The sequence below is a fragment of the Acidimicrobiia bacterium genome, assembly GCA_035948415.1.
Classification (GTDB): domain Bacteria; phylum Actinomycetota; class Acidimicrobiia; order IMCC26256; family PALSA-555; genus PALSA-555.
The window spans coordinates 25,617-38,655 of sequence record DASZJD010000106.1 but is presented as its reverse complement, the minus strand read 5'-3'; the positions used below and the strand labels follow the sequence as shown (position 1 = coordinate 38,655).

Here is a 13,039-nt window from a genome sequence, read left to right as displayed (position 1 = left end):
CGCCGCAGGATCGACGTAGACACCCCGCGACCCGAGCCCAGTTATGCGAGAAGCGCAGGTGCGCCGGATGCTCCCCATGCCGCGTCGACGCTGCGCTCCACTCACGGAACGTCAGGAGGTCGACCGCCCCGTCACGGAACGTCTAGTAGGCGACGTGACCTCTTGAGGGAGTGACCCCAAACTTGACGGCGCCGGTCCCAGCATCCGAGAGCTGGGGTACCGGCACATCATGCCGGTGCACCGACGCCACTGTCTCCGGCGCTCCACGCTCTGTGGACCTGTGGGGACACCTGGACTCTTCGAGGAATTGGCGAAGTTACTGGGGAGGGGCCGCCGATCCTGGCGTCCGCGGTCCGCTCGATGACCTCGCGCTCGCGGTGAGCGGGCGTCTCGCGCCCCGCGCGTTCCCACCCGTTGGGCGATTCAGAAGCGCGACGCAATCCGCTGTGTCAACCGCACCCGCCAGGGCGTCAGCGAGGGGCCGTCTATCGTGCCCGTTCGTGGAGGCGGAGGGCTTGGTGGGGCGGGGTGCGGAGGCGCGCGTCCTGCGTGCGTACCTGGACCGGTCGTCGAGCGTGGTGTTGGCGGGCGTGTCGGGGGTGGGCAAGACCCGTCTTGCACGGGAGGTCCAGGCGGCGGTGGCGGCTGATGGTCGGCCCGGTTGCTGGGTGTCGGCGACGCGGTCGAGTCAAGGTATCCCGCTCGGCGTCCTCGGACCGCTGCTGCCGTCCGACACGCGCGAAACGGTCCGTCCTTCGGACCCGTTGAAGTTTGCCAGCGAGATACGCCGGAACTTTGACGCCCCCGATGGGGCTCCGTTACCGCTGGTGGCCGTCGACGACGCACACCTGGCGGACGACGTGTCGGCAATGGTGCTGCATCAGCTCGTGGTGTCTGGCGTCGCCGCGGTCTTGGTCACGGTGCGAACGGCTGAGCCGGCACCCGATGCCGTGACTGCGCTCTGGAAGGACGGTTGGGCTGAACGGGTGGAGCTACAGCCGCTTTCTCGCGCGGAGACCGACGAGTTGATCGTGGCCACGTTGGGCGGACCCTGTGGGTCACTGGAACTGCACTCGTTGTGGGAGGCGAGCCAGGGAAACCCGTTGTACGTGCGCGAGCTGCTCCGCAGCGCCACCACGAGCGGCGCGTTGCGAGAGATCGAGGGCCGCTGGCGCCTCGCCGGGCCAGTACCGGTCGGCGACCGGCTGGTCGAGTTGATCAAGACTCGAATCGCACAGCTCGGCACCGCGGCCCGCGAGGGGCTTGACATCACCGCGCTGGCGGACCCGGTGCCGATGGAGGTCCTCGAAGGGTTGACCGAGGCTCGCGGTCTGGCCGAGGCCGAGAGCGCGGGCCTGATCGAGATCGGGCCCGAAGGCGACCGGATGGTTGCCCGCGTCGCGCACCCGATGTTCGGCGAGGTCGTTCGGACGCTCGTGCCCGTCGCCAGGCAGCGCTGGCTCGCGGGTCGCCTGGCCGACGGCTGTGCCCGGATCGGGTTACATCGCCGGGAGGACCTGCTGCGCTGCGTCACCTGGAGGCTCGACAGCGGTGGGACCGGCGACCTGGGGATGCTCGTGGCTGGCGCCCGACAGGCTGCCGAGGCGCTGGACTTTCGACTCGCCGAACGGCTCGCCCGAGCCGCGGTGTCGGCTGCGCCGGCCGATCACCGAGCGAGGGTGGCGTTGGCCGAGTCCCTGTACCGGCAGGGGCGCTATCGCGACGTGCTCGCCGAACTCGACGGGACCGAACCCAGTAACGACACCGAGCAGGCCGAGCTGGCGGTGTTTAAGGCCAAGACGCTGTGGTTCGGTGTGCGTGATACCGCCGCAGCCGAAGACGTGCTCGCCCGCGCCGAGGCGACGGTGACGGCCGAACCGGCTCGGGCCTGGCTGGCGGCGTACCAGGCCAAGCTTCGAGCGGCGCTTGGGTTTCCCGCCGAGGCAGTGGCCATGGCCGCGCCGGTGGCACGCGACCCCGGCCAGGAGCCAGAGGTGACCCTGACTGCGCTCGGCGCGGTCGCGAACGGCAGCGCGTTCTCCGGACGGGGTGACGACGCGCTGGCCGCGGCGCGGAGGTGGAACGAGCCCCGGCTGGCCGCCGCCGCCCAGTCGCATGAGCTCGCCGACTGGGGTCCGGCGGCGACCTGGGTCGCCGCGTTCCTCGGTGGTGACATCCCTCGAGCAGGGTCCCTGGCGGCCGCGTACCTCGAACTGGGCCTCCAGCAGCGCCACCACAAGTTCGTCGCGGTGGGCTCGGCCCTGACCGGCTGGGTCGAGCTGCTCCAAGGTGATGCGGTGACCGCCGAACGGCGCCTGGGTGAGGGATGGGAGGTGCTCCGAACCGAGGACTGGGCCGGCGGGGCGATCCTGGCCGCGGCCGGGCTCGTGCTGGCCCGGGTCTTCTCAGGTGACCTCCGCGGAGCCCGCACCGCCCTCGCGGAGTCCAGCGAGGCGCGGACGCCGAGTCTGGTGTGGTTCGACCCGCTGTTGGAGATCTCGGCGGCGTGGGTTGAGGCGGCCGGCGGCGACGCCGCGGGCGCCGCGGCGCACCTGGAGGAGGTTGCAACCGCGGCCCGCCATCGAGGCCAGTTCCCCTACGAGCTCCAAGCGCGGCACGGCCGCGCGAGGCTCGGGCAGGCGTCGTCCGTGACGGACCGGTTGGCGTCCCTCGTCTCGATCGTGGACGGACCGTTCGCGGCGGTGGCGGCCACCCACGCCGCCGCGCTGGCCGCGGGCGACGCGCCAGCCTTGGAGGCGGCCGCCGACGGGCTCGAGCGGCTCGAGATGCGGATCCTGGCGGCAGAGGCGGCGGCGACGGCCTCCGCCCGCTATCAGGCTCTCGGCGACCGATCACGGGCCGCGTCGCTCGGTCTGCGGTGCGAGACCCTCCTCGCGTCGTGTCCGGGGGCAACCAGCCCGACCATCGACTGGCAGCGGTCGCCCGCGACGCTGACCGCCCGGGAGCTGGAGGTCGCCCGCATGGCAGTCGGTGGCCGGTCCAGCCGTCAGATCGCCGAGCAACTCGTGGTGTCCGTGAGGACGGTGGAGACCCACCTCAGTCGTGTCTACGCCAAGCTCGGCGTGGCTGGGCGACCCGAGCTGGCGGTGGCGTTGGGCATGACCGCCGCTGCCCCATAGCGCCACTACGCAGTCCTCGGGCCCCGCGGCGGCGAAAAGATCCGTAACGCGGTACCGATGCGTGCCGGCGCCCGCGCTCGCACACTGCGGAGGATGCCCTCAGAGCAGCCGCGCAGCGACCGGCCGACCGCGGACATGCCCGACGGGCCGCTGACGCGACTGCCGGTCGTCTACGCCGTCGCCATCGCCCTGCAGCGAGCGGGGGTGCCGATGGCGGCCATGGCGGAGCAGCTGGAGATCCCCGCGGAGTCGATGCCGGCACTGCTGGAGGTCGCCGCCGCCAAGCTTGCCGTCCTCAGCCGGCAAGCGGTCGGCGAGACCGGCGCAGCATCAACTCGCGACGACGAAAGGAACCCTCGTGGTTAAGGCGAATGCGGTGCGGACCGCTCCGGTACCGGCGCCGGCCGGTCCGGTCGGGTCGGTGGCACGAGGAGAGTCGCGGTGAAGCGGACTCGGGCGCTGCTGGTGAGTGGCTGCCTGGTGGCCGGGCTGCCTCTGGCCTGGTCGAACCCGGCGGTCGCCGCGGACAAGAAGGCGTTCTGCGCGACGAACGTGAAGATCAACCTCCAGCTCAACCGCCTGTTCGCGACCGCCACGGCCGCCGGGCAGCCGAGCCCGGCTCAGATCCAGCAAGCGTCAGGTCCGATCCTCACGTTGGTCGACCAAGCGGTCACGAGCGCACCGGCCGCGATCGTCGGCCAGGAGACGATTATCGCGAACGCGCTGCACGCGAACTTCCAGGCCGCGCTCAACGATTCGGCGGTCTCTGACGCGGGCAGCAAGATCGACACCTACGCGGTGAAGAACTGCGGCTACCACGTGATCAACGTGACCGGCGTCGAGTACGCGTTGAAGGGCGTCCCCAAGACCCTGAAGACGGGCGTTGTCGTGGTCAGCTTCAAGAACGCAGGCTCCGAGAGCCACGAGATCAGAATCGCGCGGATCAAGACGTCCGACTCGGTGAAGGCCCTCCTCGCCCTGCCGCAAGGCCAGGCCAGGACGAGGGTCGAGAACCTCGGTGTCACGGGGTCGGACCCTGGTCAGACCAGTGTCGGCTACTTCCAGCTCAACGCGCCGGGACGCTACGTCGCGCTCTGCCTCGTCCCGAAGGGCACGACCTCGTCCAGCCAAGGCAGCGGGCCGCCCCACGCCCAGCTGGGCATGCACTCCGAGTTCACGGTCACCAAGTGATCCGGCCCGGTCGCTGGGTTCCCCGCCTTCGGCCAGCACGTGGTCCGGCAGCGCGACGCGACGTCGGATCACGACGACAAAGGAGACCCTCGTGATTGAGGCGGATGTTGCGCGGCGGCCGCACCAGGCTCCGCGGAACGTTGGTGTCGAGGGAGGGAGGCAGGGATGACGCTGCGACGGTGGCTGGCGTTGTGCGGGGTAGGTGCGGGTGTTCTGTTCGCCGTGGGCACCGTCCTCGGGGGACCCTCCCCGCAGGACGACGCGAGCGCGGCGAAGGTGGTGTCGTATTTCCATGACCATCTGACGGTGACAAGGATCTCGAGCCTCATCTTGGCGATCGGCGGGGTGCTGGTGGTCTTGTTCGCAGCGCGTCTTCGCGAGCTTCTCCAGAGCGGAGAAGCGGGTGGCGACGTGCTTTCCGTCGCCGCGTTTGGCGGGGCGGTGATCTTGGCCGGGGGCGCGTTGCTCGACGCCGTGGTCGGCTTCGCGCTGGCCCGGGCCGGGGAACACAGGTTCGCGGCGCCCGCACAGACCTTGAACGTCCTGTTCAACAACGACTTCTTCGTGGTCACCGGTGGAATCGCCGTCTTGCTGCTCGCGACGGGAATCTCGACGGTGAGGCGACCCCTGCTGCCACGGTGGCTGGGGTGGGCGGCGATCGTGATCGCGATCCTGTCGCTGGCCGGCCCGATCGGCTTTCTCGGAGCCGTCCTCGCGATTGTGTGGCTGCTCGTCGTCTCCGCCGTGATCTTCCGGCGGGACCGAATCGTGACGTAGACCCGAACGCGACGAAGAGGTCCTTCACGGACCGGGTCCTCGCTAGGCCGACGAGCGCGACGACGCGATGTTGTGAATTCGACGACGCCGTGGACCTGAGGGTGTGGACCTGAGCGTGTGGACCTGAGGGGACTTGAACCCCTGACTTCCTCCATGCCATGGAGGCGCTCTACCGAACTGAGCTACAGGCCCAGGGGAATGGAAACGGTACCAGTGAGCCCCGGTCGCGAGCGCGGTCGAACAGTCGTTCGGGCCCCGAGCGCGAAGTCCGGCGTCGCTCGCGCGACGCGTCGCTACGCTCGCCGTCCACATGACCGACGAACGACGAGGCGCCGCTGACGCTCCGCCGCACCGCTACGACGCGCGTCTCGCCAACGAGATCGAAGCCAGGTGGCAGGACAACTGGGAGGAGCGCCGGACCTTCTGGACGCCGAACCCGTCGGGTCCGCTCCGGGAGGGTTTCGAGCGGGTCGCGGACAGCTCGAAGCTCTACGTGCTCGACATGTTCCCGTACCCGAGCGGCGCCGGGCTGCACGTGGGTCATCCCCTCGGGTACATCGGGACCGACGTCTACGCCCGCTTCCAGCGGATGATGGGCCGCAACGTGCTCCACGCGATGGGCTACGACGCGTTCGGCCTGCCCGCCGAGCAGTTCGCGCTGCAGACCGGGCAGCACCCGCGTGTCACCACGGAGCAGAACATCGCCACGATGAAGCGGCAGCTCCGCGCCCTGGGGCTCGGCCACGACCCGAGGCGCGGCGTCGCGACCACCGACCTCCACTACTACCGGTGGACCCAGTGGATCTTCCTCCAGATGTTCAACGCCTGGTACGACGAGGACGCCGATCGCGCCCGCCCGATCGAGACCCTCGTCGCCGCCTTCGAGTCCGGCGTCCGTGAGCCCACGAGCGAGGCGAACCCGGACCGTCTCCCGTGGACCGACCTCGACGAGCGATCCCGGCGGCTGGTGGTCGACACGCACCGGCTCGCGTACCGAGAAGAGGCCCTCGTGAACTGGTGCCCGGCCCTCGGGACGGTGCTGGCGAACGAGGAGGTCAACGCCGAGGGCCGCAGCGAGCGGGGGAACCACCCGGTCTACAAGCGTCCCCTCGAGCAGTGGATGCTGCGGATCACCAAGTACGCCGACCGCTTGCTCGACGATCTCGACCTGCTCGAGTGGCCCGAGCCGATCAAGGTCATGCAGCGCAACTGGATCGGCCGGAGCACCGGCGCCACCATCCGGTTCCCGGTGGAGCACCACGAGGGCCTGGACATCGAGGTGTTCACGACCCGTCCCGACACGGTGTTCGGTGCCACCTACGTGGTCCTGGCGCCCGAGCACCCGCTCGTCGATCGCATCGTGCCGAGCGACTGGCCGGGCGCCACGATCGGCGACGAGCGGTCCGAGGTCCCGCCCTCGTGGCGCGGGGTCTTCGGTGCCGACGTCGAGCCGGGCGAGGCGATCCGGCGCTACCGCGACTTCGCCGTCCGCCGCACCGAGCTCGAGCGCCAGGCCGAGGGGCGCGAGAAGACCGGCGTCTTCGCCGGCGCGTTCGCCGCCAACCCGGCCACCGGCGGACTCATCCCGGTGTTCGTCGCCGACTACGTCCTCATGGGCTACGGGACCGGGGCGATCATGGGCGTGCCCGGGCAGGACCAGCGGGACTGGGAGTTCGCGGCCACGTTCGATCTTCCCCGGGTGCGGACCGTGCAGCCGCCACCCGACTTCCAGGGCGAGGCGTACACGGGCGAAGGCCCGGCGATCAACAGCGGGTTCCTGAACGGCCTCGGCGTCGAGGACGCCAAGCGCCGGATCATCGAGTGGCTGGAGCAGCAGGGCGCGGGGGAGGGCACGGTGACCTTCAAGCTGCGCGACTGGCTGTTCAGCCGGCAGCGCTACTGGGGCGAGCCGTTCCCGATCGTCTACGGCGAGGACGGGCTGCCTCGGGGCGTGCGGGCGTCGATGCTGCCGGTCGAGCTGCCGGAGCTCGACGAGTTCGAGCCCCGGGTGGTCGAGGACGACGACGCCGACACGCCACCGGAAGCGCCGCTCGCGCGCGCGGAGCACTGGGCCGAGGTCGAGCTCGACCTCGGCGAGGGCGTCCGCCGCTACCGCCGCGAGACCAACACCATGCCCCAGTGGGCCGGCTCGTGCTGGTACTACCTGCGGTACCTGGACCCGACGAACGAGGACCGTCTCGTCGACCCGGCCGTCGAGCGGTACTGGATGACGGGCGGTCCGAGCGGGGGCGTCGACCTCTACGTCGGCGGGGTGGAGCACGCGGTGCTGCACCTGCTCTACGCGCGGTTCTGGCACAAGGTCCTCTTCGACCTCGAGCACGTCTCGACGCCCGAGCCCTTCCACCGCCTCTACAACCAGGGCTACATCCAGGCGCCCGCCTACCGGGACGAGCGCGGCTTCTACGTCGAGGCCTCCGAGGTCGAGCATCGCAGCGGGCAGTACCGGTTCCGGGGGGAGCCGGTGACCCCGGAGTTCGGCAAGATGGGCAAGAGCCTGCGGAACGTCGTCACGCCCGACGACGTCTACCGGGACTACGGCGCCGACACCCTGCGCCTGTACGAGATGTTCACGGGCCCGCTCGACGCCAGCCGGCCGTGGAGCACCACCGACATCATCGGCGTGCACCGGTTCCTCCAGCGCGTGTGGCGCAACGTCATCGACGAGGAGACCGGAGCGCTCCGCGTCTCCGAGACGCCCGCCGACCCCGACACCCGCCGGCTCCTCCACCGGACCATCGCCGAGGTGCGCGCCGACATGATGGCTCTGAAGTCCAACACCGCCATCGCCCGCCTCTTCGAGCTGAACAACGGGCTGACGCAGGTCGTCGGGGAGCGAGGCCGCGCGCCTCGCGAGGTCGTCGAGCCGTTGGTGCTGATGCTCGGCCCCCTCGCCCCGCACATCGCCGAGGAGCTCTGGGCGCGCCTCGGGCACGACGGCTCGCTCGCCTACGAGCCCTTCCCGGAGCCCGATCCCGAGCTGCTCGTCCAGCCGACCGTCGAGATGGCGGTGCAGGTCGACGGCAAGCCGCGCGCCCGCATCGTGGTCGCCGCCGACGCGACGGCCGCCGACGCCGAGACGGCGGCCCGGGCCGAGCGCCGCGTCGCCGCGCTGCTCGCCGGCCGCGAGGTCCGCAAGGTCGTCGTCGTCCCCGGCCGCATCGTGAACTTCGTGCTCGGCTGATACCGTCGAGGCCCTTCCCCGCGGCACTTCCTCCGGATCCCGTCATGGCCGGAGGTCGCCGTGCTCGACCACGATCCCAGCCCCCACGCCGCGCCGCCGGGCGCCCTGGACGAGGCGGAGGACCCTGACCCCGGGTTCTGGGGCCCCGAGGACCCACCGCGCCGACGCCGGCGGGCGCGCCGCGATCCAAACGCCCTCCGGCTCGGCCTCGGGGGCGAGGGGCGCGCCGCGATGGCCGTGGTGGCCGTGATCACGATCAGCGCCGCGCTCATCTCCTACCGGGCGTCGAGCGGCCCCGCCCCCGTGCCGAAGGCCGCGGCGGCCCGCGCCGCGACCCTGACTCCCCACGCCCACGTCGTGGTCCACGTGGCCGGGGCCGTGACCCGCCCGGGCGTGGTCGAGCTGCGGGCCGGCGCGCGCGTCATCGACGCCCTGGACGCCGCGGGTGGGGCGCTCGCCGCCGCCGACCTGAACCGGCTCAACCTGGCCGCGCTCCTGCGCGACGGCCAGCAGGTGCTCGTGCCGGTCGGCGCCTCGTCGACCACGACGTCCAGTTCCAGTCCGGTGCCGACGACGCCCGGCTGACGCCGCCGCCGGCGTCGTTGACCGAGGCGCATAGGCTCCGGCCGGATGCCGTGGGCCTTTCGTCTCGGCGAGCACCGGCACGACCTCACGAGCCGGACGCTCGTCATGGGCGTCCTGAACCGAACCCCCGACTCGTTCTTCGACCGGGGCGCCACGTACGGGCTCGACGCGCTCCTCGCACGCGCCGAGCAGCTGGTGGCCGACGGCGCCGACCTGCTCGACGTGGGCGGGGTGAAGGCCGGGCCCGGTGCGGCCGTGAGCCCAGCCGAGGAGCTCGACCGCGTCGTGCCGACGGTGACGGCCCTCCACGACCGGCTGCCGGCACCCCTGTCGATCGACACCTGGCGGGCCGCGGTGCTCGACGCCGCCTGCGAGGCCGGTGCCGTCGTGGGCAACGACATCAGCGGGTTCGCCGACCCGGACTACCTCCCGGTGGCGGTGCGGCACCGGGCCTCGGTGGTCGCCACCCACATCCGACTCCGGCCCCGGGTCCCCGACCCCGAGCCGATCTACGCCGACCTGCTCGGCGAGGTGCGCGCCTTCCTCGAGGACCGCGCCGCCGAGGCGCGGGCCGCGGGGCTCGGCGCCGACCAGGTCGCGGTCGACGCCGGGCTGGACCTCGGCAAGACGCCCGCGATGAGCGCCCGCCTGCTCGCCGCCAGCGACACCTTCGCCGCGCTCGGGTACCCGCTGCTGCTGTCGGCCTCGAACAAGCGGTTCCTCGGCGAGCTGCTCCACCTCGGCATCGAGGACCGCCGCGACGCCTCGCTGGCGGCGGTCGCCTACGGCGTCGCGCACGGCTGCCGGATCGTGCGCGTCCACGACGTGGCCGGGACGGTCGCGGTCTGCCGGGTGATCGAGGCCATCCTCGCCGAGGCGCCGGTCGGCGTGCGATGAGCGTCCATCTCGTCACCGGTGCGGACCCGCGCCTGCGCGACGACGCCGCCACCGCCCTCGTCGCCGAGCTCCTCGGCGACGACGACCGGGTCCTCGCCGTCGAGGAGTTCACGATCCCGGGGCGCGGCGACGGCGACGACGGCGCCGGCGACACCCGCGAAGGCACGGTCGGTGCGGTCGTGAACGCGGCGTCGAGCCCGCCGTTCATGACCGAGCGCCGCATCGTCGTGGTCCGCGAGATCGGGGGCCTGCGCGCGAGCGACGTCCCGGTCCTCCTCGCCTACCTCGAGGACCCGCTGGCGACCACCGAGCTGGTCCTCGTCGCCGGCGGCGGCAAGACCCCCGACGCCGTCGAGCGGCAGGTCCGCAGCCGGGGGGTGGTGACCGCGCCCGCCACCGAGCGGGCCCCGGACGTCTTGGCGGGCGAGCTGGCGGCGGCCGACCTCGAGCTCACGCCGGCAGCCGTCGAGGCCGTGCTCGGCCACGTGGGGCAGGACGCGGGGCTCCTCCCGGGCCTCGTCGTCACGCTGGCGGGCGCGCACGGCGCGGGCGCGCACCTCGACGTCAGCGACGTCGAGCCCTACCTCGGCGAGGCGGGGTCGATCCCGACCTGGGACCTCACCAACGCCATCGAGCGGGGCGACGTCGCCGGCGCCGTCGCCGTCGCCCGTCGGCTTCTCGTCGTCAGCAGCCCGCGCCAGCCCCGCCCGATGCACCCGCTCCAGCTCACCGGCCTGCTCCACGGGCACTACCGCCGGCTGCTGGCGCTCGACGATCCCGCCGTCCGCACCAGCGAGGACGCCGCCGCCGCGCTCGGCGCGCGCGCGAACCCGCGGTCGGCTGGGTTCCGGCTCCGCCAGGCCCGCGCCCTCGGCTCCGAAGGGTTGCGGCGCGCCTTCGACCTGCTCGCGCAGGCCGACCTCGACGTGAAGGGCGCCCGGGCGATCCCCGAGGACGTCGTCGTCGAGCTGCTCGTGGCCCGCCTGGCCGCCCTCACGCCGGGCAGCCGGCGACCGGCGCCTAGCCGGCGCTCTTCGCGGCGCGCCTCATGAGCCGGGAGGTCCGCCGGGCGGCCTGACGGGGATGGATCCGGCCCTTCGCGCCCGCCTTCGCCAGGCGCTGCTGGGCCCGACGGAGCAGCTCGTCGGCCTCCGGCGAGCCCTCGGCCGCGGCCACGCCGGCCGCCTTCACCCGGCTCTTCAGCTCCGTGCGCACGGTCTTGTTGCGGAGCCGACGGTGCTCGTTCTGGCGGTTCCGCTTGCGCTGACCCTTGATGTTCGCCACGGCTCGTCGAATCCCGTTCCTCGGAAGAGGGCGCCACGCTAGCAGTCGGCGGCACGGACGGCTCGAGCCGGCGCCGACGGTCGGGACGCTCGCACCCCGTCGCTACGCTCGACGGGCCAACTCGGTCCCGCGCCCGGCCGGGCGCGGCGACCCCGTCCGCGACGCCCCCGGAGCCGGCTTGGAGATCGCACGCAGCCGGTGCTTCTCGCTGCTCAGCCACGTCGACCACGGCAAGAGCACGCTCGCCGACCGCATCCTCGAGCTGTGCGGCGCCGTCGACGCCCGGTCGATGCGCGAGCAGTTCCTCGATTCGATGGACCTGGAGCGCGAGCGGGGGATCACGATCAAGGCCCAGAACGTCCGCCTCGTGTGGCGCGACCACGTGCTCCACCTCATCGACACGCCCGGGCACGTCGACTTCGCCTATGAGGTCTCCCGCAGCCTCGCCGCCTGCGAGGGGGCGGTCCTGCTCGTCGACGCCAGCCAGGGCATCGAGGCCCAGACGCTCGCCAACTGCTACGCCGCCGTCGAGGCCGACCTCACCATCGTGGCGGTGCTCAACAAGATCGACCTGCCGCAGGCCGAGCCCGACCGTCGCGCGGACGAGATCGAGCGGGTCCTCGGCATCCCCGCCGACGAGGTGCTCCGCATCTCGGCCAAGACGGGGGAGGGGGTCCCCGAGCTGCTCGACGCCGTCGTGGCCCGCATCCCCGCCCCCACCGGCGACGCCGACGCGCCGCTGCGGGGCCTGCTGTTCGATTCGTTCTACGACCCGTACCGCGGGGTGGTGAGCGCGGTGCGGGTCTTCGACGGGACGCTCGCCACCGGCGCCCGCCTCCGGTACCTGCAGGCGGGCGCGACCCACGACGCCGAGGAGGTGGGGGTCCGCACCCCCGAGCCCACCCCGGTGGCGGCGCTCGGCCCGGGCGAGGTCGGCTACCTCATCGCCGGGATCAAGGACGTCGGGGAGGCCCGCGTCGGCGAGACGGTCACGACCGCCGCCCGCCCCGGGGCCCCGCTGGCCGGCTACCGCGACCCGAAGCCGATGGTGTTCTGCGGCCTGTACCCGGTGGTCGGCGACGAGTACGCGGACCTGCGCGACGCGCTCGAGAAGCTCCGCCTCAACGACTCGTCGTTCACCTACGAGCCCGAGACGTCCGGCGCGCTCGGGTTCGGGTTCCGCTGCGGCTTCCTCGGCCTCCTCCACATGGAGATCATCCGCGAGCGGCTCGAGCGCGAGTACGACCTGTCGCTGGTGGCGACGGCCGCCAACGTGGAGTACCGCGCCCACCGCACCGACGGGGGGACCGAGATCGTCGACAACCCGTCGGCGATGCCGCCGGCCAACGAGCTGGCCGGCATCGAGGAGCCGTACGTGACGGTCACGATCCTGACCCCGACCGAGCACGTCGGCGCGCTCATGGAGCTGGCGCAGTCACGGCGCGGCGAGATGGCGAGGCTCGAGTACCTGTCCGAGGACCGGGTCGAGCTCGTGTACGCCTTGCCGCTGGCCGAGATCGTCCTCGACTTCTTCGGCCTGCTGAAGTCGCGGACCCGCGGCTACGCCAGCCTCGACTACGAGCCTGCCGGCTACCGGCCCGCCGACCTGGTCAAGGTCGAGATCCTCCTGAACGCGGTCCCCGTCGACGCCTTCTCGACGATCGTCCACCGGCACAAGGCCCAGGACTACGCCCGGCGGATGACGGTGCGGCTGCGGGAGCTCATCCCGCGCCAGCTCTTCGACGTGCCGATCCAAGCCGCCATCGGCGGGCGGATCATCGCCCGGGAGACGGTGAAGGCCCGGCGCAAGGACGTCCTCGCCAAGTGCTACGGCGGTGACGTCACCCGCAAGCGCAAGCTGCTCGAGCGCCAGAAGGAGGGGAAGCGTCGCATGAAGCAGATCGGGCGCGTCGAGGTGCCCCAGGAGGCGTTCGTCGCCGCCCTCCGCCTGGACGAGGGCTGA

The 13,039-nt window shown here is 72.2% G+C and carries 10 protein-coding genes and 1 tRNA gene; 9 read left to right on the top strand and 2 right to left on the bottom strand.

Features of this window, described 5'->3' with window-relative positions:
- Positions 1-827 precede the first annotated feature (827 nt).
- The 4 genes from VG869_14570 to VG869_14555 all read left to right on the top strand — a co-directional run bounded on the left by VG869_14570 (position 828) and on the right by VG869_14555 (position 5,108).
- A complete protein-coding gene (locus VG869_14570; protein ID HEV3452407.1) occupies positions 828-3,140 on the top strand; it encodes a LuxR C-terminal-related transcriptional regulator in 2,313 nt (770 codons plus the stop codon).
- 93 nt (positions 3,141-3,233) lie between these two features.
- Positions 3,234-3,506 carry a hypothetical protein gene (locus tag VG869_14565; protein HEV3452406.1) on the top strand — a complete coding sequence of 91 codons (273 nt, stop codon included), beginning with the start codon at positions 3,234-3,236 and terminating at the stop codon, positions 3,504-3,506.
- A gap of 75 nt (positions 3,507-3,581) precedes the next feature.
- Complete coding sequence (locus VG869_14560; GenBank protein ID HEV3452405.1) at positions 3,582-4,331, top strand: hypothetical protein; 750 nt, start codon at positions 3,582-3,584, stop codon at positions 4,329-4,331.
- Between the two features lie 165 nt (positions 4,332-4,496).
- Entirely contained in the window at positions 4,497-5,108 is a 612-nt protein-coding gene (locus VG869_14555) for a hypothetical protein (protein ID HEV3452404.1), read from the top strand.
- Positions 5,109-5,226: 118 nt separating this feature from the next.
- Here VG869_14555 and VG869_14550 read toward each other — a convergent pair.
- Positions 5,227-5,300: transfer RNA gene (locus tag VG869_14550), tRNA-Ala, on the bottom strand.
- A gap of 118 nt (positions 5,301-5,418) precedes the next feature.
- Here VG869_14550 and VG869_14545 point away from each other — a divergent pair.
- From VG869_14545 to VG869_14530, 4 genes are read left to right on the top strand one after another with little or no spacing between them, the layout of a single operon-like run.
- Entirely contained in the window at positions 5,419-8,310 is a 2,892-nt protein-coding gene (locus tag VG869_14545; protein HEV3452403.1) for a class I tRNA ligase family protein, read from the top strand.
- 60 nt (positions 8,311-8,370) lie between these two features.
- On the top strand, positions 8,371-8,895 hold the full coding sequence (locus VG869_14540; GenBank protein HEV3452402.1) for an SLBB domain-containing protein: 525 nt from the start codon (positions 8,371-8,373) through the stop codon (positions 8,893-8,895).
- A gap of 45 nt (positions 8,896-8,940) precedes the next feature.
- Complete coding sequence (folP, locus tag VG869_14535) at positions 8,941-9,792, top strand: dihydropteroate synthase (protein HEV3452401.1); 852 nt, start codon at positions 8,941-8,943, stop codon at positions 9,790-9,792.
- The gene (locus VG869_14530) at positions 9,789-10,844 is read left to right on the top strand and encodes a hypothetical protein (protein ID HEV3452400.1); all 1,056 of its coding nucleotides are present in this window, start codon (positions 9,789-9,791) and stop codon (positions 10,842-10,844) included. Before folP ends, VG869_14530 begins: the two co-directional genes overlap by 4 nt.
- Here VG869_14530 and rpsT read toward each other — a convergent pair.
- Positions 10,813-11,076: a 30S ribosomal protein S20 gene (rpsT, locus tag VG869_14525; protein HEV3452399.1), complete on the bottom strand. Its 264-nt coding sequence runs from the start codon at positions 11,074-11,076 to the stop codon at positions 10,813-10,815. The genes VG869_14530 and rpsT overlap by 32 nt on opposite strands.
- A 178-nt stretch (positions 11,077-11,254) precedes the next feature.
- Between rpsT and lepA the strand changes: the two genes are divergently transcribed.
- Entirely contained in the window at positions 11,255-13,039 is a 1,785-nt protein-coding gene (gene lepA / locus VG869_14520; protein ID HEV3452398.1) for a translation elongation factor 4, read from the top strand.

Coding starts and splice junctions, on each gene's coding strand:
- VG869_14545 (HEV3452403.1), top strand. CDS start 5,419: ATGACCGACGAACGACGAGGCGCCGCTGACGCTCCGCCGCACCGCTAC.
- folP (HEV3452401.1), top strand. CDS start 8,941: ATGCCGTGGGCCTTTCGTCTCGGCGAGCACCGGCACGACCTCACGAGC.
- VG869_14555 (HEV3452404.1), top strand. CDS start 4,497: ATGACGCTGCGACGGTGGCTGGCGTTGTGCGGGGTAGGTGCGGGTGTT.
- VG869_14530 (HEV3452400.1), top strand. CDS start 9,789: ATGAGCGTCCATCTCGTCACCGGTGCGGACCCGCGCCTGCGCGACGAC.
- VG869_14565 (HEV3452406.1), top strand. CDS start 3,234: ATGCCCTCAGAGCAGCCGCGCAGCGACCGGCCGACCGCGGACATGCCC.